General features: G+C 68.1%; 17 protein-coding genes and 1 pseudogene. 5 read left to right on the top strand and 13 right to left on the bottom strand.

What is annotated here, in order from left to right:
- Positions 1 to 222 precede the first annotated feature (222 nt).
- From ACK4LS_RS08245 to dnaB, 6 genes and pseudogenes are all read right to left on the bottom strand, one after another.
- Positions 223 to 3,330 (bottom strand): type I restriction endonuclease subunit R, encoded by a 3,108-nt coding sequence (locus ACK4LS_RS08245; RefSeq protein WP_409715897.1) that lies wholly within the window; start codon positions 3,328 to 3,330, stop codon positions 223 to 225.
- On the bottom strand, positions 3,327 to 4,559 hold the full coding sequence (locus tag ACK4LS_RS08240; protein ID WP_409715894.1) for a hypothetical protein: 1,233 nt from the start codon (positions 4,557 to 4,559) through the stop codon (positions 3,327 to 3,329). The genes ACK4LS_RS08245 and ACK4LS_RS08240 overlap by 4 nt, the downstream gene beginning before the upstream one ends.
- Positions 4,560 to 4,612: 53 nt before the next feature.
- Positions 4,613 to 6,562 carry an N-6 DNA methylase gene (locus tag ACK4LS_RS08235; protein ID WP_409715891.1) on the bottom strand — a complete coding sequence of 650 codons (1,950 nt, stop codon included), beginning with the start codon at positions 6,560 to 6,562 and terminating at the stop codon, positions 4,613 to 4,615.
- Positions 6,563 to 6,661: 99 nt separating this feature from the next.
- A pseudogene (locus tag ACK4LS_RS08230) lies at positions 6,662 to 6,835 on the bottom strand (DnaB-like helicase C-terminal domain-containing protein); the annotation flags it as partial.
- On the bottom strand, positions 6,832 to 7,350 hold the full coding sequence (locus tag ACK4LS_RS08225) for a hypothetical protein (protein ID WP_409715888.1): 519 nt from the start codon (positions 7,348 to 7,350) through the stop codon (positions 6,832 to 6,834). The pseudogene ACK4LS_RS08230 and the gene ACK4LS_RS08225, both read right to left, overlap by 4 nt.
- A 312-nt stretch (positions 7,351 to 7,662) precedes the next feature.
- Positions 7,663 to 9,030 carry a replicative DNA helicase gene (gene dnaB / locus ACK4LS_RS08220; protein ID WP_409715885.1) on the bottom strand — a complete coding sequence of 456 codons (1,368 nt, stop codon included), beginning with the start codon at positions 9,028 to 9,030 and terminating at the stop codon, positions 7,663 to 7,665.
- A gap of 588 nt (positions 9,031 to 9,618) precedes the next feature.
- On the opposite strand from dnaB, the gene ACK4LS_RS08215 reads away from it, so the two are divergent.
- A complete protein-coding gene (locus ACK4LS_RS08215; RefSeq protein WP_409715882.1) occupies positions 9,619 to 11,097 on the top strand; it encodes a hypothetical protein in 1,479 nt (492 codons plus the stop codon).
- Between the two features lie 150 nt (positions 11,098 to 11,247).
- Complete coding sequence (locus tag ACK4LS_RS08210) at positions 11,248 to 13,290, top strand: beta strand repeat-containing protein (RefSeq protein WP_409715879.1); 2,043 nt, start codon at positions 11,248 to 11,250, stop codon at positions 13,288 to 13,290.
- Positions 13,291 to 13,533: 243 nt separating this feature from the next.
- Here ACK4LS_RS08210 and rplI read toward each other — a convergent pair whose 3' ends face one another.
- The 4 genes from rplI to rpsF form a co-directional block, all read right to left on the bottom strand.
- The gene (gene rplI / locus ACK4LS_RS08205; RefSeq protein WP_409715876.1) at positions 13,534 to 13,986 is read right to left on the bottom strand and encodes a 50S ribosomal protein L9; all 453 of its coding nucleotides are present in this window, start codon (positions 13,984 to 13,986) and stop codon (positions 13,534 to 13,536) included.
- 10 nt (positions 13,987 to 13,996) lie between these two features.
- Entirely contained in the window at positions 13,997 to 14,251 is a 255-nt protein-coding gene (rpsR, locus tag ACK4LS_RS08200; protein ID WP_013584646.1) for a 30S ribosomal protein S18, read from the bottom strand.
- Positions 14,252 to 14,352: 101 nt separating this feature from the next.
- Entirely contained in the window at positions 14,353 to 14,874 is a 522-nt protein-coding gene (locus ACK4LS_RS08195; protein WP_409715871.1) for a single-stranded DNA-binding protein, read from the bottom strand.
- Positions 14,875 to 14,879: 5 nt separating this feature from the next.
- Positions 14,880 to 15,272: a 30S ribosomal protein S6 gene (gene rpsF / locus ACK4LS_RS08190; protein WP_013584644.1), complete on the bottom strand. Its 393-nt coding sequence runs from the start codon at positions 15,270 to 15,272 to the stop codon at positions 14,880 to 14,882.
- A gap of 188 nt (positions 15,273 to 15,460) precedes the next feature.
- On the opposite strand from rpsF, the gene ACK4LS_RS08185 reads away from it, so the two are divergent.
- Complete coding sequence (locus ACK4LS_RS08185; protein ID WP_409715868.1) at positions 15,461 to 16,615, top strand: hypothetical protein; 1,155 nt, start codon at positions 15,461 to 15,463, stop codon at positions 16,613 to 16,615.
- A 160-nt stretch (positions 16,616 to 16,775) separates the two neighbouring features.
- Positions 16,776 to 17,882 (top strand): hypothetical protein, encoded by a 1,107-nt coding sequence (locus ACK4LS_RS08180; protein ID WP_409715865.1) that lies wholly within the window; start codon positions 16,776 to 16,778, stop codon positions 17,880 to 17,882.
- 10 nt (positions 17,883 to 17,892) lie between these two features.
- Here ACK4LS_RS08180 and ACK4LS_RS08175 read toward each other — a convergent pair whose 3' ends face one another.
- The 3 genes from ACK4LS_RS08175 to sfnG form a co-directional block, all read right to left on the bottom strand.
- The gene (locus tag ACK4LS_RS08175) at positions 17,893 to 18,642 is read right to left on the bottom strand and encodes a 3-hydroxybutyrate dehydrogenase (RefSeq protein WP_409715863.1); all 750 of its coding nucleotides are present in this window, start codon (positions 18,640 to 18,642) and stop codon (positions 17,893 to 17,895) included.
- Between the two features lie 253 nt (positions 18,643 to 18,895).
- On the bottom strand, positions 18,896 to 19,930 hold the full coding sequence (locus ACK4LS_RS08170; protein WP_409715860.1) for a putative FMN-dependent luciferase-like monooxygenase: 1,035 nt from the start codon (positions 19,928 to 19,930) through the stop codon (positions 18,896 to 18,898).
- Positions 19,931 to 20,053: 123 nt separating this feature from the next.
- Complete coding sequence (gene sfnG, locus ACK4LS_RS08165; protein WP_409715857.1) at positions 20,054 to 21,187, bottom strand: dimethylsulfone monooxygenase SfnG; 1,134 nt, start codon at positions 21,185 to 21,187, stop codon at positions 20,054 to 20,056.
- Positions 21,188 to 21,310: 123 nt separating this feature from the next.
- Here sfnG and ACK4LS_RS08160 point away from each other — a divergent pair, with 123 nt between their 5' ends.
- The gene (locus ACK4LS_RS08160) at positions 21,311 to 22,372 is read left to right on the top strand and encodes an LLM class flavin-dependent oxidoreductase (RefSeq protein WP_409715854.1); all 1,062 of its coding nucleotides are present in this window, start codon (positions 21,311 to 21,313) and stop codon (positions 22,370 to 22,372) included.
- Positions 22,373 to 22,492: the final 120 nt, after the last annotated feature.

Raw genomic sequence — 22,492 nt, 5'->3', positions numbered from 1 at the left:
CTGTCTATCGAGCACGCGAGTCTGGATTCCATCGACCCGAGTCCGACAATCAGATCGGAAGAGTGCTAGATGCAGCCATACTTCTCGACAACCTCCGTCGATATTCTGCAGACCCGGTTCGGATCGAACTGCCCGACGTTGGTTCGGGCCTGGCCGTGCACCTCTAGGCTTCAACCCGTCGGAAGCGACGCTCGACGGTGCGAGCATCAGTCGAGCGAGCAGTCAACTCGCCGCCGCGCCCTTGTCCTTCAGGTACTCGTACAGCATCGCCGGCAGCGCCTTCCCGAGCTCCGTAAATAGGCCACCGTCACCGAGGAGATCGTCGATGAACGCGGGCGTCTCCTCGCGCACTTCCACGACGGCCTTCGTGAACGCCTTCGGCAGCGCCGGCGACTCGGCGAACTGCTGGGGCGTGTTCACCTCGGCCTGCCGTGCGAGATCGCAGTCGAGCGCGAGCTTGCCGACAATGTGGTTCATCGTGATGTCGATCACGCCGACGCCGTATTTGTTGCCGAGGCGTTCGTTGAGCTTCTCGATGATCTCTTCGAGTGCGCTGCGGTGCTTCTCGTGAATCGTCCCGGAGCCGATCGCGGTGATCGGGTCGAGACCGGGTCCCTTTTCGAGGTTCAGCTTCACGGCCTCGCCCGCCGTGATCTTGTACCCGGCGAGCTGCACCTGAGAGATGTCGACCGGCTCCTCATAGGTCGCGGTAGACAGCTGCGGGAGGATGCGGCGGAAGAAGTAGTGCCGACGCGGCAGGTCGGTGTCTTCGAGGTTCCGGGCCTGCGAGATGAAGTCGTAGAACTTCACGAACTGACCCGCATCCGCTTTGAACAGCCGCAGCTCGTCTTGCTCGCTCTTGTCACCGTCGAGCACCGCGTTGAGCCAGCGCTTGCCGAAGCGGTTCACCGCCGGCGTTGTCGCCGCCGACACCTTCGAGTTAGCGTTCGTCCCACCGGCGAGGGCCGCATCGAACGCCTGCTCCACTTCGCTCATCGTGTACATCCCCGACGCATCGAGCTTGGTGACGAGGTCGTAGATGAGGTTCGGGTCGGTGAGCGCGGTCAACTCCGCCTTGCGGTAGTAGTCCTTGAACGCATCAAGCACGTCGAGGGGCTCGTTGACGAAGTCGAGAACGAAGGTCTTGTCCTTGCCCGGGTACGTGCGGTTCAGCCGCGACAGAGTCTGCACGGCCTGAACACCGCCGAGCTTCTTGTCCACGTACATGGCGACGAGGCGCGGCTGGTCGAACCCTGTCTGGAACTTCTCCGCCACGATCATCACGTTGAACGTCGACGGCTTGAATGCCGCCGCGAGGTCCGAGGTGTGCAGGCCCGGGTTCTGCGTCTTCTCCGTCAGCCCGTCACCCACGTCGTCGGGGTCGTCGACCGTACCCGAGAACGCCACCAACGACCGGACACCCTGCACGCCGGCATCCGCAAGGTAGGCATCGAGGTACTTCTTCCACCGCACCGCCTCCTTACGCGACCCGGTGACGACCATCGCTTTCGCCTTACCGTCGAGCAACGGCTTCGCGTAGGCGGAGAAGTGGTCGACGACAATCTTCGCCTTCTGGCTGATATTCGTTGAGTGCAACCGCACGTACTGCACGAGCGCCTTCACGGCGGTTGACTCGTCGACCTCACCGTGCGCGTCATAGTCCGCACCCGGGTGTTGCAGCTTCCACGCCACCTTGTAGGGGGTGTAGTTCTGCAGCACGTCGAGGATGAATCCCTCCTCGATCGCCTGCTGCATCGAATACAGGTCGAACGGTTCCGGCTTGTTGCCCCCGTCGGGGATGCGACCGAACAGCTCCAGCGTCTTCGCCTTCGGCGTTGCGGTGAATGCGAAGTACGAGATGTTGGGGGCGGATGCCGTCACTTCCATCGCCCATTGCAGATAGGCGTCCGAGTCGATCGGTGCACCCTCCGCGATAGCTGCCTGCTCATCGGGGGACAGCACCTTCGTCAGCGCTCCCGCGGTCGACCCGGTCTGCGACGAGTGAGCCTCGTCCGCGATCACCGCGAAGCGGCGCCCTTGCAGCGCGGGCACCGTCTGAATTGACTCGATCAGCGCCTCGAACGACTGGATCGTGACGATCACAATGTTCTTCCCACCGGTCAACGCCGCCGCGAGTTGCTTCGACTTCGACTCGCCCGACTCGCGCGTGATCGACTGCACCACGCCGGCCTGCTTCTCGAACTGGCTGATCGCATCCTGCAGCTGCTTGTCGAGCACCGTCCGATCGGTCACGACGACCACCGTGTCGAACACCCGGACGTTATCGGCGTCGTGCAGCTGCGACAGTCGGTGAGCGAGCCACGAAATCGAGTTCGTCTTGCCCGAGCCCGCGGAATGCTGCACCAGATAACGGTTGCCCGGCCCTTCCCCACGCGCGGCCTCCGCGAGCCGAGTGACCGCACGCCATTGGTGGTAGCGCGGGAACAGCACCTTCTCGTCGCGGGTCCTCGCTCCCGTATCAGGGTCGACGTCGACCTCGACCTGCAGGTGCACAAACGACGCCAAAAGCTGCAGCCATGTGTCTCGCTGCAGGATCTCTTCCCAGAAGTAGGAGGATGCCGACCCGTTCGGGTTTGGCGGGTTTCCGGCTCCCTCGTCATGACCCCTGTTGAACGGAAGAAATCGAGTCTTCTCCCCAGCGAGCTTTGTCGTCATCCGAACCTCGGAGTTGGACACCACGAAGTGCACGAGCGATCGCTTCGCGAACGCGAATAGCGGCTCGCCCGCCGGACTGCGGTCGAACTGATACTGCGCGACGGCGTTGCCGATCGGCTGCGTGAAATCGGTCTTCAGTTCGATCGTCGCCACCGGGATGCCGTTGACGAACAGCACTAGGTCGAGGGCCTTGTTCGGATTCTTCGCCGAGTAACGCACCTGGCGCATGACTCGAACCCGCATTTTCGTGTATGCCGCGAGCGTGTCGGGATTGTTCGTCGTCGCCGGCCGGAACTGCGCGAGCGCGAACTTCACGGCGCCGCCGTGAAGGGGCACCATCGAGAACCCCTCGTGAAGGATACGGATCGTCCCACCGTTCTTCAGTGGATCGTTGTCGAGCGCCTTCGCCAGACGGTTCAGGATGCTGCGCTCCGCCGCCTCCTGCTGAGCCTCGGTGTCATGGGGGCGAACCACCTTCGCGAACTCCGTCGGCTGTGACTCCTCTAACCACCCGAGGACGTCTTCGGGCAAGAGCGCGAGCGCACGGTCATACCCGTCGTCGGTCGGTGAGTACTCCCACCCGTTCGCCGCAAGGTGCTCGGCGATCTCGCTCTCCAGTACCGATTCCAGATGTGCCCCCGCAACACCGGTCATGCGACCACCCCCACGTCGATTTTGCCGGTCACCGCGGCTGAGATGAGTGCGGCACGGCGCTCTCGGGCGAGTTGAACACCAAGACGTGCTGTGTCGACTGCTCCGTCGATCTCCTCAGTTCGTCGCTCGAGGTAGTCAGCGATCTGGGATTGTTCGCTGTATGGCGGGACTGCGACGTATTCGTTGAAGTACGCCGACTGGTCGAGGTTCTGAATGCCGGTCGACTGCTTGATGGACCTTTCGGTTATCCGCTGCCGGTACATGGCACCGTGGACGTAAGTCCAGAACCTGGGGTCCATCTCATTACGCAACTGAACCCTCGCGACGAAGTTCGAGCAAACTGCAGGCTCGTCCCGATCGTAGAGGACAACAAATCCGACCGGGGATTTCTCTCCCCCGCCAGACTTCTCGAGTAACAGATCACCGTTCCGCAACACTCGCCCCGCGCGCTCAGACGCTGTGAGTTTGCGCAGCGTGTGTGAATCATCGTGAATACGCTGCTTCTGGCGATCGAAGTCGGCGACTCGCACGCAACGCAGGTCTTCCTCACCGCCCTCGGGGTCAGAACCCCAGATGCCATTCTGCGCACGCTCCACTGTAGAAGCCAAGCGTTGAACCGCCCAGCGCTCTGGGACCTCTCCAAGCCACGCGACTCCACTTGCCTTCAATTGCGCAGAGGCATCGATGCCGCGGGTGACCGCGTGCGTGATGACAGCAGTTCGGCGTTCTGCGAGGAGCGCGATGAGTTCCTCGTTCTTCGCGATGAACGCGTCGATCTGCGCCGTCTCCCGATCCAGATAGTCCGCAATCGCCCCCTGCTGCTTAACTGGGAGCCAGACGATCGGCAGTCTCCCAACTTTCTCTGCGGTGAAGTGAGGAATCGTCGCTGTGCTCACGAGCGAATCGATCTCGCCCCACCTCAGGGCGGCTTGGATGGCGTAGTCGAGAAACCGGCCTTCAGAGCGCGTCCGAAGTGGACGAACCCGGATGATTGAGTTCTGAAAGCCCCAGCCATCCAGGTCTTCTCGGAGAACCGCCGAGCGACCGTAGCCAGCGCCGCCTTCGACGATGACCACGTCATCGCGGCGCAGCGTCAGCGTTCGAAGCTCCGCGTTTGTAAACCACATCTGCTGGTCGGGTAGATCGATGAGACGACCTCCCGGTTGCACATGGGCGGCCCGGAGGTATGGCGCTTGCGCAGTGCCTTCCGTGGGCGAGGACTGCACCATCTTGCCGAGAGTGCAGGACGCAACGCGTTTGAGCTGCACACGGTGAAATTCGCTCACCGCTCGACCTCGACGAGCATTGCGCGGAGTTGGTCCATGACGGCGTCGAGGTCGCGGTCGATCTCTTCGAGTGAGCGGGGTGGGACGAATTGGTAGAAGTGGCGGGTAAAGGGGATCTCCGCACCTTCCTTGGTCTTGGAGTGGTCGACCCATGCGTCGGGCGCGTACGGGAGAACTTCGCGGGCGACGTAGGCGTCGGTGTCCTCGTCCCAGGGCACGTTCTCGGTGTCGCGGAGCGAGCTGTCCGGCTCCGGGTTGCCCTTCGGGTCGGCACAGATGTCGGCGGTGTCGTCCTGCTCACCGAGCTCCGTCGTCACAGTTTTCAGCAGCGGCGCGGGCAGGATGAAGCCTTCTGCTTTCGCGGCATCCTTCAGCACCTTCTGGAACTTGGTGCGGTTCTTCCACATTGTGTCGGTGCCGAGGCGGTCGAGGGCAGCACGGAGGGCTGCGGCATCCGTCTCGTTCAGCTTCTGGACCGCCTTCGCCTCGAAGACGGCGTCGATGCGTGCGGAGGTGGCATGCCAGTTGAGCTTGAGGGGGCGTTCGACGGTGATGGTGCGGTAGAGGAAGTCCTCGTTGCGGAAGATCTTGGAGTGCTCGCCGTCCTCGAATCCGGCGTACAGGCCGACGATGGTCTCGATGTTGGTCGCGGAGAGTTCGTTGCGCTTGGAGCCGAGGCCCTTGCGGAGCTTGGTGAACATCTCGCGGCCGTCGATGAGCTGCACCCGGCCCGTGCGGTCCTCGTCCTTGCGGTTGGTGAGGACCCAGATATAGGTGGAGATGCCGGTGTTGTAGAACATGTCCTTCGGTAGTCCGATGATCGCCTCGACGAGGTCGTTGTCGAGCAGCCACTTGCGGATATTCGACTCGCCACCGCCTGCGCCGCCGGAGAACAGCGGTGACCCGTTGAGGACGATCGCCATGCGGGAGCCGCCGTCCTCGGGCTTGCGCATCTTCGATACAAGGTGCAGCAAGAACAGCATCGCGCCATCACTGACCGAGGGTGTGCCCGGCCCGAAGCGACCGTTGAAGCCGAGCTTGGTGTGCTCGTCGTCGACGAACGAGCGCTGGTCCTTCCAGTCGACGCCAAAGGGCGGGTTGGAGAGCCCGTAGTCGAACTTCTTGTCGTCGAACGCGTCTTCGGTGAGGGTGTCGCCGAGGGCGATGTTGTCGACATCCTGGCCCTTGATGACCATGTCGGCCTTGCAGATGGCGTACGACTGATCGTTGTAGTCCTGGCCGTACAGGCTGAGCTGAATGCCCGGGTTCATCTTCCGCAGGTACTCGTCCGCGACCGACAGCATGCCGCCGGTTCCGGCGGTCGGGTCGTAGATGGATCTCACGACGCCGGACTTCGACAGCCCGTGGTCGTCGAGCGCGAACAGCAACTCGACCATCAACGTGATGACCTCACGCGGGGTGTAGTGGTCGCCGGCGGTTTCGTTCGAGCGCTCGTTCGCCCACCGGATGAGCTCCTCGAACACGAGGCCCATCTCGATATTGCTCACCGTTCGCGGATGGAAGTCAGCCTGAGCGAACTTCTCGGTCACCGCGAACAGCTTGTTCTTCTCGGCCAGCTTGTTGAGTGTCTTGTCGAACTCGAACCGCTCGAAGATGTCGCGCACGTTCGGAGAGAACCCCGCGAGGTACGACGACAAGTTCGCTCGGAGGTCCTGCGGGTCGGCGACGAGCTTCGTGAAGTCGAACGGCGACGTGTTGTAGAACTGGTGGGCCGCCGCATCCGTCAGCTTCATGTGCCGCAACACATCTGGGGCGTGATCGACGGTCGGAGCGACCTTCAGGACCTGAGCTTTGGTGTCCGCCAGAACTGCGTCGAGCCGCCGAAGCACCGTGAACGGGAGGACAACCGAGCCGTACTCAGACGGCTTGAACGGACCGCGCAGAGACTCGGCGATGTTCCAGATGAAGTTGACATGGTTGACCACAGGTAGGCACTCCGAAGGTCGAGCAGCGAGCAGGCGGCGTCGGCGCCGCAATCTCCTCAATACTCGCCCATCATCCGGCGTCTAGCGATTGCCGTCACCTCGGCGCTGATCCGCACCACGATTCAGCCGCGACAAGGCGATGACGTGAACCGGCAGCTCGTTCGCCACGAGCTTCAGCGCGCGCGAGAACCCGCTGACCTCCGGCTCTTCTCGCGGTTCCCGTTGCTGACGTGATGCGGGTAGTCGCTTCTGACCGCCTGCGGACCTCGTCACACCGAGTCGTCATCGACCACCCGCAGGAGACCCTCCGAGTGCGCCGCTCGAAGATAGCGGGCGAAGTCTTCATCACCGGAGTCGCCCATGACCACACCGAAGGGATTCGCGTCGGTCGCCCGATACTTCTCCCACCCGACGTGGGCGATCAGCACATCCGTCAGAGCGTCGGATGGCCCGTAGACCTTGAACCCATCGACGATGACTCCGTCGGGCGACTCCAAAACGACCCCCAGCGCCATGCCCTTCCCCACCATCGCGGCGAATAACCGGTAGCCCACCTCTTCAACGGCCAAGAGATCATTTCGGAAGCTCCCGAAGATCTCCGGCCAATCCTCGTTCAATGATGCGGGCCAGCCCTCATCGGCAGAGGGTGGCCACTCCTCTCGATCGAACGCCGCTGGAGTCACCAGCGCACTGACGCGGGCGGGGTCCGTGATGAAGAACAGCTTCCACACATCATTGGCGTGAACGTCTTCATCGATCTCGTAATCGCTCCGGGGGAAGAGGCTCACGGGGACCTCGTATGCCCGGAAGCGCCGCTCGAGGAGGTCGATGATCGCACTCCCTGTGGCAGGCCGTGGGGGGTGGGCTCGCCAAGCGAAGAGAAGGCGCTGAAGCTCCGCGGCGTCACTCATCTCGGGCCACCGTAGAAGCGTATGCCGCGCCGTTTTGATCTTTCCCAGCGGTGGTGGACGCACGTTCGAACATGACGCCATTCTCGGCGGCTACTCGCGGTCGCTTTCGCTCACGGAGGGGCCTCACTCGAGGGTGAAGGATCGCTCTGCGCTGAGCGAACCGGACCATCGTCTGGCGAGAGCTCGTAATTACATCCCCGGCGCCATATCCGCGAACCGCGAATAGTGCCCCTGGAACGCCACCGTGATCGTGTCGGTGGGCCCGTTACGGTGCTTCGCCACGATCAGATCCGCCTCACCGGCACGCGGCGAGTCCTTCTCGTACGCCGCCTCGCGGTGCAGCAGCACCACCATGTCGGCATCCTGCTCGATCGAGCCCGACTCACGCAGGTCGGAAAGCGCCGGCTTCTTGTCGGCGCGCTGCTCGGCGCCACGGTTCAGCTGCGACAGGGCGATGACGGGAACCTGCAGCTCCTTGGCCATCAGCTTCAGCGCGCGCGAGAACTCGCTGACCTCCTGCTGACGCGACTCCACGCGCTTACCGCTGGTGAGCAGCTGCAGGTAGTCGATGACAACCATCTTGAGACCCTCGCGCTGCTTCAGACGTCGGCACTTGGCGCGGATCTCGACCAGCGTCATGTTGGGGCTGTCGTCGATGTAGAGGGGCGCGTCGTTGATGCGGCCGCGGGTGGCGGCGACGGTGGTCCAGTCGCGGGAGTCGAGCGTTCCCTTGCGCATGCTCTGCAGCGGGATCGCGCCCTCGGCACTCAGCAGGCGCATGGCGATCTCGCTGCGCCCCATCTCGAGCGAGAAGAAAATCGTCGGCATGTTCGCCTTGACCGCGGCGGCGCGGGCGAAGTCGAGCGCGAGCGTCGACTTACCCATGGCGGGGCGCGCGGCGATGACGATCATCTGGCCCGGGTGCAGACCGTTCGTGAGCTGGTCGAGGCCGGCGAAGCCGGTGGGGATGCCCGTCATCGACCCGTCGCGGCCGCGAGCGGCCTCGATCTCTTCGACCGCGGCATCCACCGCCATCGTCAGGGGGATGTAGTCCTCAGCGCTGTCGTCGCCCGAGACGTTGTAGATCTCGGCCTGGGCGCTGTTGACGAGCTCGGTGGGGTCGCCCTCGCCGGCGTAGCCCATCTGCACGATGCGGGTTCCGGCCTCGACCAGGCGGCGCAGCAGGGCGCGCTCGGCCACGATCGACGCGTAGTAGCCGGCGTTGGCGGCCGTGGGCACGATCGAGGTGAGCGTGTGGAGGTAGTCCGCTCCCCCGGCGCGCTGCAGCTCGCCGGTCTTGATGAGCTCGTCGGTCACGGCGACGACGTCGGTGGGCTCGCCGTGCGAGTAGAGCGTGAGGATCGCCTCGAAGATCAGCTCGTGCTTCGGCACGTAGAAGTCGGGGCCACGAAGAGTCTCGATCACGTCGGCGACGGCATCCTTCGACAGGAGCATGCCGCCCAGGGCGCTCTGCTCGGCCAGGATGTCGTGCGGCGGGGTGCGCTCGGGGCGCGGGGCTTTGGCGAGACGCTCTTCGGCGATGTCAGCGATCGACACGGACTCTCCTTCTGTTCTCGGGTGCCCACGAACCGCGTTCCGCGCGCGCGTCGAAACGCGGGAGCGGATCGTGGAACGACCTCGCACGCATGACATCACCGACTTCCGACATCGGAGCGCACGGGTGGCGACGGACATGCTCGAGGGGCAGGGCCCACGTTAAGAGCAGGGTTCTCCCCACGCAAACAGGCCTGTGGATAACTCTGTGGACAGCCTGCGGGAAACGCCGCCGTGTCTGTGCACAACGCCTGTGGAGAACTCGGTGGATGAGATCAATTTTGTGCCTGGAAACTGCATCTGATCTGGGATTCATTTCGCCACAGGTAGCCTACGTTGAAGCTGGTTGAAGTACGCATTGAAGGTTTCTCGACTTGACAAACGCATGTGGACAACCCTGGGGAGAACGGGGGGTGTTCGTATCGACGGGACTCCCCTGGTGTCAAATCAGTTCGCCCTCCGGCGTGTCGCCAGACGCCGCGCGGTCGCTGGTCGCTCACCGGAAATTCACCCGACCTCTTTCGCACCCGCGCAGACAGGCGTACCGTGGCGGCCCAGAATCACAGTCGATTCCGCTGGGGGGACCGAAGGATGGATGCCACGCACGTTCGGGGGGTGCTGCACATGGTGCGGCTGCTCCTCGTCGGCGTGTGCGCCACCATCGCCTTCATCGTTCTCTCGGTCGTGCTGTCGACCTCCTCGGCGTCGGCCGATGACGGCGGATCGGGCCTGCTCGGAGGCGTCTCCTCCACCGTGGACGAGGCGAGCGACGCGGTCGGACCCATTGCGACCCCGGTGACGAAGAAGGTCGACGAGGCCGTGGCGTCCGTCACGAAGCCCGCGGCCAAGCCGGCCCAACCCGCCCCGGAGCCGGCCGCCAAGCCCGACACCAAGCCCGCTCCGCACCCGGTGGCGACCGTGACCGAGACGGTCGAGTCGGTCGTGGCCCCCGTGGCGGAGAAGGTCGACCAGGTCGTCGCACCCGTCGTCGAGAGCGTGCCGCAGCCCATGGCGGAACCCGTCGCCGAGGTGACCGAGACCCTCACCGAGACGACTGACGAGGTCGCGGGCGGCGTGATCAGCACGGTCGACGCCGTGGTCGCCGACACCGTCGACGGCACGACCGAGATCGTCGACGATGTCGCGACCGGCTCCGTGGGAGACGCCGCGGGTGGCGCGCTCGACACGGTCGACACCGTCGTGGGCGACGTGAGCGACGGGGTGGACGACGCGATCGACACCGTCGCCGACGCCGAGATCGTCGGATCGATCGTCGACCCGGTCGTCGACACCGTCGAGACGCTGCCCGTCGTCGGCGAGGTCGTCGGCGAGACCGGGCTCGGCGAGGCCATTGGCAACGTGGGCGGCGACCTCGACGGCGTCGTTCCGGGCGTCGTCGACACCGTGGTTCCGGGCATCGTCGACACCGTGGTTCCGGGCATCGTCGACACCGTGGTTCCGGGCATCGTCGAGGGCGTCGTTCCGGGCGTGGTCGGCGGCGTCGTCCCGGAGGTGGTCGGTGGGCTCCCCTCGGTCGACCCGATCGTCCCTCCCGTGACGGACGGCGCCGGTGGCGAAGTCCCCGGGCCGAGCGGCCCCGGCGAGCCCGCGCCCGGAGTCACACCGGCCCCCACGGTCGTTCCCACGACGGATCCCTCCCCCGACGTGACGACGGAGCCCGCCGCGCCCCCCGCTCCGCTCGTGGCGTCGGCCGCCCCGGCATCCCTCGCCTCCGTGGAGCTCAGCGCCGACGAGGAGCGCGCCGCGCGCGTGACAGAGACCGCCCGCCTCTTCGCGACCACGGCCGCCGCCAGCGACCCCGTGACGGTCCTGGCGCCGCACCAGCCCGCGTCGCAGCCCGCGGGCGACCCCTCCCCCGATTTCGGCGACACCGCCGGCATCCCCGCTTCGTCTTCGGCATCCGGAGGCTCCGCCGCGACCGGCATGCCTTCCGCCACTCCCGCGAGCGCGTTCGTCAGCGCCGCGGTGCTTCTGCTCGCTCACCGGCACGATGTCGCCAACGACGTGCCCGGGAGCCCTGTCTTCGACACCGACGTCTCTCCTGACTGAGGACGACCGCGCCGTGCCCCGCACGGCATGCGATCCCGCGCGCACGCGCACCCTCATTCATCTACAGGAGAAACCCTCATGCGAAACATCCACTCGCGCGTCCTCTGGGGCGCGCTCATCGGGGGCGGCTTGGCCGTTCTCGGAACCGGCATGGCTCATGCCGCAGACACCTCGGGAGCAGACGGACTGCTCTCGGGCGACCAGGCCGCGGTAGCGGTCGAGCTGCCCGTCACGGTCGGCGGCAACGCCGTCTCGGTGATCGGCGACAGCAGCAGCGAGGATGCCGGCACCGCGGCACCCGCACCCGACCCGGCGCCGGTGACCACCACCGACGGCAGCGACGGTACCGCCTCGGGCAACCAGGGCATCGTCTCGATCGACGTGCCCGTCACCGTCGGCGGCAACGCCGTGTCGGTGATCGGCGACAGCACGAGCGAGGACGCCGACACCGAGACGCCCGCCCCCGAGGCGGCGCCCGCTCCCGAGGCCGAGGCGACAGGCGGTGACACCACCACCGACGGCAGCGACAGCGTCGCCGGCGGCAACCAGGTCATCGCACCGGTCGAGGCGCCCGTCACCGTCGGCGGAAACGCCGTGTCGGTGATCGGCGACAGCACGAGCGACGACGCCGACACCACGGCCCCCGCGCCGGAAGCCGCGCCCGGGGCGACGGGCGGCGACACCACCACCGACGGCAGCGACAGCGTCGCCGGCGGCAACCAGGTCACCGCTCCGGTCGAGGCGCCCGTCACCGTCGGCGGAAACGCCGTGTCGGTGATCGGCGACAGCAGCAGCGACGACGCCTCCACCGGGACCACCGGGGGCGCCGACGCGAGCACGGCCGACGCCACCACCGACGGGACCGACGGCATCGGGAGCGGTAACCAGGCCGGCATCCCGGTCCAGGCGCCCGTGACGATCGGCGGCAACGCCGTCTCCGTGGTCGGCGACAGCGACACCGCGGATGCCGACACCACGGGCTCCACCGGGGGCACCTCCCCCGCCGGAGCCACCACCGACGGCTCCGACAGCCTGCTCGGCGGTACCCAGGTGATCGCGCCGATCGAACTGCCCGTCACCGTCGGCGGCAACGCCGTGTCGGGCGTGGGCGACAGCAGCACCGGCGACGCCTCCACCGGCACCACGGGCAGCGCTGGTGGGTCCACGGGAGACGCCGTCACGGACGGCTCCGACAGCACCGCCGGCGGCACCCAGGCCATCGTTCCGGTCACCGTTCCCGTCACCGTCGGCGGCAACGCCGTGTCGGTGATCGGCGACAGCGCCACGGAGGACGCCACCACCACGGGCGGCACCGGCACCGGCACAGCCACGGATGACGTCGTGACCGACGGCGGTGAGAGCCTGCTCGGCGGCGACCAGGCGATCATCCCGATCGCCCTGCCCGTCACCATCGGCGGCAACGCCGTGTCGGGTGTGGGCGACAGCGCCTCCGGGGACACCACCACCGCCGGTGGAACGGGCGGAACCACCGGCGGCATCGGCACCGACGGCTCCGACAGCGCGCTCGGCGGAAACCAGGCGATCATCCCGATCGCCCTGCCCGTCACCATCGGGGGCAACGCGGTCTCGGTGGTCGGCGACAGCTCCACCGGCGGTTCGGACACGGATGGCACCCCCGGAACGCCGGGCGAGCCCGGAACGCCCAGTGAGCCCGGCACCCCCGGCACCCCCGGTCAGCCCGGCACACCCGGAACGCCCGGCACCCCCGGTCAGCCCGGCACACCCGGCGAGCCCGGAACGCCCGGTCAGCCCGGCACCCCCGGTGAGCCCGGCACCCCCGGAACGCCCGGCACGCCCGGTCAGCCCGGCACCCCCGGAACGCCCGGCACGCCCGGTCAGCCCGGAACCCCCGGTCAGCCCGGAACCCCCGGTCAGCCCGGAACACCCGGCGAGCCCGGAACCCCCGGCGAGCCCGGCACCACCGGCACCCCCATGGGCAACGGCACCACCCTCTCCCCCGCCGGCGTCAGCGTGACCGGCTCCGTCGCCTCGACGGGTGCGGTCAGCTCGACGGGTGCGGTCGCCGTGACAGGTGCGGTTGCCATGCCTGGATCGCAGAGCCTGGCCGTGACCGGAGCGGATGGCTCCTCGGCCGCCGCGCTCGGAGTCGCGGGCCTGCTCGCGCTGATCCTGGGAGGCGCGCTGCTGCGTCGCCGCCGCGCGATCAGCTGACGCGCACCTCCCCCGCGAGGGCGTGAGCCCGACCGGAGTCCGACACCGGATGCCGACCCACCAGGCGGCATCCGGTGTCGACGCGCGCGTGGCGACGCGCCTCCGCGCGGGCGAGGGTTCGCGGGTGAGGGTTCGCGCACGCTCGGCACACGGCATCCCCGACACCCGACGGAATGCCGCTCACCGAACGAGAAAGGCCCCGCCCTGCCGAAGCAGGAGCGGGGCCTTCTCGTGCGTCGCGAATTACTTCGCGGCGACCACCTGGAGGGTGATCACGGCGGTGACGTCGTCACGCAGGCGAACGGTCGCCTCGTGCTCGCCGACCGACTTGATCGAGGAGGTGATCTGGATCTTGCGCTTGTCGAGGTCGCCGAGACCGGCGGCCTTGACGGCGTCGGCCACGTCGGCGGTCTTGACCGAACCGAACAGGCGACCCTCGGCACCGGCCTTGACGGCCAGCTTGACGGTGTTCGACTCGAGCGTGTTCTTCAGGGCCACGGCCTCTTCGTGGTCGTGGATCGCGCGGCTCTCGCGAGCGGCACGGATCGACGAGACCTGCTTCTCGCCGCCGCGCGTCCACGAGACAGCGAAGCCCTGGGGGATGAGGTAGTTACGGGCGTACCCGCTCTTGACCTCGACAACGTCACCGGCGCTACCGAGCCCGGTGACCTCATTCGTGAGAATCAGCTTTGCCATCGGGTGCTCCTTAGCGGCCGGCGCCGGCGTAGGGCAGGAGAGCCATCTCGCGCGCGTTCTTGATGGCGCGGGCGATCAGGCGCTGCTCCTGCACGGAGACACCGGTGATACGACGGGCGCGGATCTTCCCGCGCTCCGAAATGAACTTGCGGAGGGTTGCGACGTCCTTGTAGTCGATGACGCCGACGCGGATCGCCTTCGCGGGGGCTGCGTTCTTCGCGCCCTTCCGCGGCTTGCGGCGGTCGCCAGTGGCCTTTCCAGCCATGCTTCCTTCTTTCGTGTGGTTCGGAGGTCGAGCCGGTCACGCGGACCGGGCGTCGGCATCCGGAATTTCAGGGGTCGTCGCGCTCGAGAGCGCAGCGAAGATCAGAACGGGGTGTCGTCGCCGTAGGAGCCGGGAGTGCTCCACGCGTCGGCGCCGCCGCCGCTGTTGCCGCCGTTGTTCGACCCGGGGGTCGACCACGGCTCATCAGCCGACTGCTGCACCTGCGCGCGCTGGCCGCCTCCGCCACCCCCGCCGCCACCGGCGGCACGGGTGACCTGAGCGGTCGCGTAGCGGAGCGAGGGCCCGATCTCATCGACTTCGAGTTCGATGGAGGTGCGGTTGTTGCCCTCGCGGTCCTGGTAGGAGCGCTGCTTCAGGCGCCCGGTCGCGATGACGCGGGACCCCTTCGTCAGCGATCCGGCGACGTGCTCGGCGAATTCGCGCCACACCGAGGCGCGCAGGAAGAGCGCCTCGCCGTCCTTCCACTCGTTCGCCTGACGGTCGAACGTGCGGGGGGTCGACGCGATGGTGAAGTTCGCCACCGGCAGCCCGTTCTGCGTGTACCGCAGCTCGGGGTCGGCCGTGAGGTTGCCCACGACGGTGATGACGGTTTCGCCGGCCATCGTCGTTACTTCGCAGCCTTCTCGGCGGACTCGACCTTGCGGGGAGCGGCGGCCTTGCGAGCGGCCTTCTCCTCGGAGCGCTTGGCCTCGGCGGCGACCTGGGCGATCGCTTCTTCGGCGCGCAGGACCTTGGTGCGCATGATCTGCTCGTTCAGCTTCAGCTGACGGTCGAGCTCGTTCGTGGCCTCGCTGGTCGCGACGAAGTTGACGACGGCGTAGATGCCCTCGTTCTTCTTGCGGATCTCGTAGGCGAGACGACGGCGGCCCCAGATGTCGACCTTGTCGATGGTTCCTCCATCGGCCGTGATGACCTTGAGGAATCCGTCGAGCTTCGGAGCGACCTGGCGCTCGTCGACCTCGGGATCGAAGATGACCATGAGTTCGTACTGGTGCGTCACTAACCCACCTCCTTCGGACTAGAACGGCTGACGGGCATTTCCCGGCAGCAGGAGGGTGTGGTGCACGTCGTCACGGACTCACACGCGCATGGGCGTCGCCGGACAACCTTCGTAGTGTAACGGATGCCGCTGGCAGCGGGGAATCCACGATCGGTAGCGTGGACGTTCCACGAGGGCGAGGGGGACGCATGCCGGGGATCCGACCGTTCGACGCGCGGGCGCTGCAGGCACCGACCGACCGCGCGGCGGCGAAGGCCTTCACCGCGCGCCTGCGGGCCGAAGGACGTCTGCCCGGCGACTCGGCGGCCACCGTCGTCGCCTTCGTGATCGCCTTCGTGGCACTGGGCGGGGTGGGCCTGTTCCTGGTGGCGTTGCTCGCCGCGTTCTCGTCGTTCCTGCGCGAGGGGGCCGTGATCCTCGGCATCCTGTTCGTCTTCCCGCTCGTGCTCGGGGTGGGAGCCCTGGTGGCGGCCCTGCTGGTGGGCCGGCGCGGTCGACACGCGCAGGAGGAGCGTCGCTGGCGCCTCGACCGCTTCGCACGCGACGTGGGCCTGGAATACCTCCCGGCCGTCGTGGACCCTCCCCTGCCCGGCGTGATCTTCGGCCTGGGCGGCGGGCGGGTGGCATCCGATGTCCTGCGGGGGCGCGAGCCCCGGTTCGTGGAGATGGGCAATCACTCCTACACGGTCAGCAACGGCAAGAACACGCAGACGGTGCGGTGGGGCTACATCGCGATCCGGCTCGACGTGCCGCTCCCCCACATCGTCCTGGACGCCACGGCCAACGACGGGGTGTTCGGCTCCAACCTCCCCGCCTCGTGGGGTCGCGGGCAACGCCTCAGCCTCGAAGGCGACTTCGACCGGCACTTCCGCCTGTTCTGCCCGGAAGGATACGAGCGCGACGCGCTGTACCTCTTCACCCCCGACGTCATGGCCCGCTTCATCGACAGCGCCTCGGTTCTTGACGTCGAGATCGTCGACGACTGGATGCTCCTGTTCTCGCGCGAAGAGCTGTCGACGACCGATCCCGCCCGCTGGGGATGGGTGTTCTCGGTGATCTCGGCTTTGCTCGACAAGCTCGACCAGTGGGCGCGGTGGCGGGATGACCGGATGCCGGCGGCCCTGCCTCCCGCGACCGTCCCGCCCGCGATCGGGGGAGGCGCGAGCGCGCCGGTTCCGCAGCCCGGCGCGATGCCCGCGCGACCGCAGGTCGGCGTTGCTCCCCCGGGCCGACGCCTCCGCCGCACGAACCCGTGGGTCGTGGTGGGGATCGTTCTGGGCGTGCTCGGACTCGGCGGGCTGCTGATCACCGTCGGTCCCCTGCTCTTCCTGCTCTCCGTCTGAGGGCGCCGCCCATCGCCGCTACGAAACTCGACGCCCCCGGCACCCGCCTGCGAGCGGCCGGTGCGGTGCGGTGCGGTGCGGTCGAAGGTCGCGGATCGGGTCACGCGAGCACCCGGGGCGCGCCGGGTCACCGCTACGGTCGAGCGAGGAGGCGATCGACATGACGACGAACACCGCGCTCGACACCGCGCCGCTGACCGAGCCGGTCGACCGCGCGAAAGCCCGCGCCTTCAGCGCCGAGCTCCGGCGGAAGGGCTCGGTCGGGGGGAGAGTCCTGAGCGGCATCGCCCTCGGGGTCGTGGGTGTCGTCTTCCTGCTGATCGGCGCCTTCGTCTTCACGACGATCGGAAGCCTGCTCTTCTCCGGCGAGCGCCCCGGACCCCGCGTGCTCGCCTTCCTCGTGGTCCTCATCGTCGGCGTGCTCTCCGGGATCGCCCTCGTCCGCGGCCTCGGCGGGAGCGCCGTGCGCCGGTACCGCCTCGACCGCTTCGCCCGCGCGAACGGCATGACCTGGCATCCGGGGTTCGCCGATCCCGCCCTCCCGGGCATGATCTTCGGCCTGGGACGCGCTCGCACGGCCCACGACCTCGTCCGCGCCGAGCGCCCCCGCTTCGTCGAGGTGGGCAATTTCACGTACGAGACCGGCTCGGGCAAGAACAAGCAGACCCACCGGTGGGGGTACGTGGCGGTGCGGCTGGACACGCCGCTGCCCCACATCGTGCTGGATGCCGTGGGCAACAACGGTCTGTTCGGAGGCACGAACCTGCCGATCGCGTTCGGCCGCGGCCAGCGCCTGAGCCTCGAGGGCGATTTCGACGAGCACTTCGCCCTGTACTGCCCCGAGGGCTACGAGCGCGACGCGCTGTACCTCTTCACCCCCGACGTCATGGCGCGTTTCATCGACAACGCGGCCGCCCTCGACGTCGAGATCGTCGACGACTGGCTCTTCCTCTACTCCCGGCGTGATCTCTCCACGCTCGACCCCGCGACCTGGCGGTGGCTCTTCACCACGGTGGCCGCGGTCGACGACAAGCTCGCCCAGTGGGCGCGCTGGCGCGACGAGCGGATGAGCGCGACGCCGACGGCGGGGGCCGTGGCATCCGGCATCCCCGGCGCCACCGCCGAGGCCGCTCCCCTGCTCGGCCCGCCACCCGTGGGCGTGGCGGCACCCGGGCGTCGGCTGCGACGGGGATTCCCGGTGGCGACCGTGCTGGTGGTCCTCGCCGTCGCCGGGTGGTGGGTGCTCACCCTCGCGTTCGGGCGGTGAGGGCGGCGCGTCAGTGCGCCGACCACCCGCCGTCCATCGTGTAGCTCGCGCCGGTCACCATCGAGGCGTCGGGACCGGCCAGCCAGAGCGCGAGAGAGGCGACCTCGGCCGGCTCGACGAGGCGCTTGATCGCGGCATCCTTGAGCAGGATCTTCTCGAGCACCTCCTCCTCGGCGATCCCGTGGGCGCGGGCTTGATCGGCGAGCTGCTTCTCGGCCAGCGGCGAGCGCACGTAGCCGGGGTCGATGCACACGCTGGTCACACCGTGCGGGCCGCCCTCGAGCGCCGTGGTCTTCGACAGTCCCTCGAGGCCGTGCTTGGCGGTGACGTACGCCGACTTGTACGCCGACGCCCGGATGCCGTGCACACTCGAGACGTTCAACACCCGGCCGAAGCCCCGCTCGTACATGCCCGGCAGCGCGGCGCGGATGAGCAGGAACGGCGCCTCGAGCATGAGCCGCAGCATGAACGAGAACCGCTCGGGATCGAACTGCTCGATCGGACTGACGTGCTGGATGCCGGCGTTGTTGACGACGATGTCGACGTCGAGCGTGAGGTCGCGCAGCGCCGTCGTGTCGGACAGGTCGACGGCCCAGGGTCGACCGCCGATCTCGGCAGCCACCCTCTCGGCGCCCTCGGCGTTCAGATCGGCCACGGTCACGAAAGCCCCGGCGGCCGCGAGAGTCCGCGCGATGGCTTCGCCGATGCCGCTGGCTCCCCCGGTGACGAGGGCGCGGCGGCCGGTGATGTCGATGGTCATTCGGCTCCTTTCGTGACGGCCGTGACGGGCCGTGACGCACCGGCCGGCCGGGTGCACGGCGACCGCGGCGTCCATGCCGCACGGCGGGTCACCGCGCGTGCGTCAACGACAGCACGGCGAGCGAGCTGAGCGCGCACGCCACGACGAGGTACGGCGCGATCGGCGACGTCGCGCCCCCTTTGAGGGGAGGCGCCGACGTCCACGCGGTTGGTCGGGCCACGCGCCCGCCGGGACCGGGGGGACGCGCTCGACCTCAGGCGGTCGGAACCGTCAGACGCTGCAGTTCCGCCGCCGCCTCCGGCCCGGTACGCAGGCCGAGCCGCGGGGCGACCTTGGTCGCGAGCAGCTCGATCGAGCGGAGCGTGACCGCGTGCGCCGGGTCGACGGAGTGCACCTGGAACGCCACGTCGGTCGCGCGCTCGAGCGTCGCGTCCTCCCGCAGCGACGACACCACCTCGTCGACCGTCCCGAGGTGCGTGTCGGTGAGGCGCGCGAGCGCGCGCAGATCCCCGCGGTCGTCGTGCCGCAGGAAGGTGCGCGTCAGACGCCGGATGCCGGCATCCGCCCCGCTCCACGTCTCGTCGAGGCGGTCGGCATCCACCACCACCGCGGTCCGCGAGGCGAGGATGCGAGGCTCCACGCCGTGCGGCAGCGCCTCGAGGTAGGCCTCGATGATCGGCACCTGCACGTCTGCCAGCGAGTGATCGGGCGGGCGCGGCTGGGTGCGCGAGAGAAGGAGGCCATCGCCCTCGGCACCGGCGCGACGGCCGCCTTCGACCGAGAACGTCGCCTGCCACAGGCGGCCGCCCAGGTGAGGCGCCGGTGGGTTGAGGCGCTGGTCCGTGCCCCGGATGCCGCGCCCCGCGAACGCGTCACGCAGCACGCTCACGTGCTCGGCCTGTATGACGCGGCGCTCGTCGGACGATCGCTGGAACACCGGGAACGAGGAGGGTGTGCCTCCGGTGCCGATGCCCAGCTGCACGCGGCCGCCGCTCAGGGCGTCGACCACCGCGGCGTCTTCCGACACCCGCACCGGGTCGTCGATGGGGAGGGTGACGATGCCGGTCCCCAGCGCGATCCGCTCGGTCTGCACCGCGGCGGCAGCCAGGAAGGGGAACGGAGACGGAAGACCGCCCTCGTCGCGGTCGAAGTGATGCTGTGCGACCCACACCGACGCGAAGCCGAGCCGCTCGGCGGCACGGACCTGCGCGAGCGCCTTGCGATAACGCTCACCGTCGGTTCCGGCATCCAGGAGGCGGGTGAAGAATCCGAGTCGTGCGCCGCTCATGGTGCGCTCTCCTTCCCGGCCGTGGGGCCGCGATCGCTCTCTGCCGGTTCAGGGATACGGAATCGGCCCGTGCCTCGATTCCACCCCCGCCACGGTAATCGCGTCGCGAGCGGCCAGGGCCGTTCAGCGCACGGCCGCGGGGATCGGGTCGCCCGTGCGCTCGAGCTCGGCCTCCAACTCCCGCACGATCGGGATCACGGTCTCACCGAACCGCTCGAGCTCCTCCTGGAAGTGCAGGAAACCGAGCAGGAAGAGGTCGACCCCCCGCTTCTTGAAGGCGATGATGCGCTCGGCGATCTGCTGGGCGTCTCCGAAGAGCTGCGTGCGGAAGCCGTCGTTGTACTGCACGAGGTCGTCGACCGAGGAGTCGGCCCACATGCCCTTGCCGTCTTTCGTCGCGGCGCCGGCCTCCTGAATGCTCCTGCGGAAGCCGTCGACCGCGGCGTCGTCGGCGTGCGCGATGATCTCGCGCAGCTGCGCCTCCGCCTCGGCGCGGCTGTCGCGCTGGATGACGAAACCGTTGAGGCCGAAGCGCGTGCGGCGGCCGTGCTCGGCGGCGATGCGGGTGACGTCGTCGTATTGCTCGGTGAAGCCCTCGAGGTCTTTCCCGTTCGAGAAGTACCAATCCGAGAAGGCGCCGCCGTTGAATCGCGCCGCCGTGGAGTTGCCGCCCTGGAAGATCTCGGGATGCGGCCGCCCCGGCACGTCGTACGGGAACGGGCGCAGCGTGAAGTCGGTGATGTCGTAGTACTTCCCGTGGAACGAGAAGGTCTCCTGCGTCCACAGGCCGCGCAGGATCTGGATGAACTCCGCCGCACGCTCGTACCGCTCGTCGTGTTCGAGCCACTCCAGGCCCAGATCGGTGTACTCGTCTTTGAACCATCCGCTGACGACGTTCACCGCAGCGCGCCCGTGCGAGAACTGATCCGCCGTGTTGATGAACTTCGCGAGCACGGCCGGATGCCAGATACCGGGGTGGATCGCCGAGATGACCTTGAGCTTCTCGGTGGCCAGCAGCAGCGCCAGGCTGATCGAAGTGGACTCGTGCTGCTGCGCGGCCCCGTAGCTCGACGCGTACCGCACCTGGCTCAGGGCGTACTCGAAGCCGACGCGCTCGGCTGTCTGCGCCAGCTTCACGTTGTAGTCGTAGCCCCAGTCGGTGCGCTGTTCGATGGAGCTGATGACCAGCCCGCCACTGACGTTGGGGACCCAGTAGGCGAACGCCAGCGGCTCGTGGGTGGGGGTGATGTCGGTCATGGGGTCCTCCTCGCGGATCGGAACCCGGCCACCGTCGCACCGGCTCGCGGACGCGTCAACGACATGTGACGGAGCATGTCGCCAGGTGACGTGCGGTCTGCGACGCCGGGTGAGGATGGAGCGATGAGCTCCCCCCAGCGTGTTCGTTTCGGTTACTGGACCCCGATCTTCGGCGGATGGCTCCGCAACGTCGACGACGAACAGACCCCGGTCTCTTTCGCGCACCTCGCCGAGATCGCCCGCGTCGCCGAGGACGGCGGTTTCGACCTGACGCTGATCCCCGAACTCAACCTGAACGACATCAAGGGGGTCGAGGCGCCCTCGCTCGACGCGTGGGCCGTGACGGCGGGGCTCGCCGCGGTCACGTCGCGGCTCGAGCTCATGACCGCTGTGCGCCCGGGCTTCCACAACCCGTTCCACACGGCCAAGCAGGCGGCGACGATCGACGAGATCAGCGGCGGGCGCTTCACCCTCAACGTCGTGTCGGCGTGGTGGGCGGAGGAGGCCAAGCAGTACGGCGGCCTGTTCAGTGCGCACGACGACCGCTACGCCCGCACGATCGAGTGGGTCGAGGTGCTGCGAGGGCTGTGGAGCGAGACGCCGTTCGCCTACGAGGGGGAGTACTACCGCACCGAGGGCACGTACCTGGAGCCGAAGCCTCAGGTGCGTCCGCGCCTGTACGCGGGTGGCGAGAGCGAGGCGGGACGCACCGCGATCACGCGCTTCGCCGACGCCTATCTGACCCACGGCGGCACGCTCGAGGAGCTGTCGGCGAAGGTAGCCGACATGCGCCGCCGCCGCGCCGAGGCGGACGGTACGCCGTTCGAGGCGTTCGGCATGGCCGCCTACGCCGTGGTCCGCGACACCGAAGACGAGGCGCAGGCCGAGATCGACCGCATCACCGACGTGCGTGGGGGAGCGGCCTACGGCTCGTACCAGGACTTCGTGAGCAAGTCGAAGCTCGACACCCAGGTCGACCTCAAGGAGTACTCGGTGTCGAACCGGGGCCTGCGCCCCAACCTCGTGGGCACGCCCGACCAGGTCGCCGAGCGCATCGTGGAGTTCGCGAACGTCGGCGTCTCGACCCTGCTCCTGCAGTTCTCGCCGCACCTGCCCGAGCTGCAGCGGTTCGCGGCGGAGGTCATCCCGCGCGTGCGGCGCCTGGAGGCCCAGCGCGACGCCTGACGTTGCGCGCGGTCATTCCCCGTCGAGTGTCCGCGACACGCCCCGTCCCGCCCCCGGGGCGGGGCGGGGTGCGGGCCCCAGGCCGGGGGGGGGGGGGGGGGGGCGGGCCGGGGGGCGCCC

Origin of the sequence: Microbacterium sp. (assembly GCF_046295495.1) — a bacterium.
Classification (GTDB): Bacteria; Actinomycetota; Actinomycetes; order Actinomycetales; family Microbacteriaceae; genus Microbacterium.
The sequence above is the reverse complement of the archived record's forward strand: the minus strand, read 5'-3'. Positions and strand labels throughout refer to the sequence as shown.

Coding starts and splice junctions, on each gene's coding strand:
- ACK4LS_RS08245 (WP_409715897.1), bottom strand. CDS start 3,330: ATGACCGGTGTTGCGGGGGCACATCTGGAATCGGTACTGGAGAGCGAG.
- ACK4LS_RS08240 (WP_409715894.1), bottom strand. CDS start 4,559: ATGGTGCAGTCCTCGCCCACGGAAGGCACTGCGCAAGCGCCATACCTC.
- ACK4LS_RS08215 (WP_409715882.1), top strand. CDS start 9,619: ATGGATGCCACGCACGTTCGGGGGGTGCTGCACATGGTGCGGCTGCTC.
- ACK4LS_RS08210 (WP_409715879.1), top strand. CDS start 11,248: ATGGCTCATGCCGCAGACACCTCGGGAGCAGACGGACTGCTCTCGGGC.
- rplI (WP_409715876.1), bottom strand. CDS start 13,986: ATGGCAAAGCTGATTCTCACGAATGAGGTCACCGGGCTCGGTAGCGCC.
- rpsR (WP_013584646.1), bottom strand. CDS start 14,251: ATGGCTGGAAAGGCCACTGGCGACCGCCGCAAGCCGCGGAAGGGCGCG.
- ACK4LS_RS08195 (WP_409715871.1), bottom strand. CDS start 14,874: ATGGCCGGCGAAACCGTCATCACCGTCGTGGGCAACCTCACGGCCGAC.
- ACK4LS_RS08185 (WP_409715868.1), top strand. CDS start 15,461: ATGCCGGGGATCCGACCGTTCGACGCGCGGGCGCTGCAGGCACCGACC.
- ACK4LS_RS08180 (WP_409715865.1), top strand. CDS start 16,776: ATGACGACGAACACCGCGCTCGACACCGCGCCGCTGACCGAGCCGGTC.
- ACK4LS_RS08175 (WP_409715863.1), bottom strand. CDS start 18,642: ATGACCATCGACATCACCGGCCGCCGCGCCCTCGTCACCGGGGGAGCC.
- ACK4LS_RS08170 (WP_409715860.1), bottom strand. CDS start 19,930: ATGAGCGGCGCACGACTCGGATTCTTCACCCGCCTCCTGGATGCCGGA.
- sfnG (WP_409715857.1), bottom strand. CDS start 21,187: ATGACCGACATCACCCCCACCCACGAGCCGCTGGCGTTCGCCTACTGG.
- ACK4LS_RS08160 (WP_409715854.1), top strand. CDS start 21,311: ATGAGCTCCCCCCAGCGTGTTCGTTTCGGTTACTGGACCCCGATCTTC.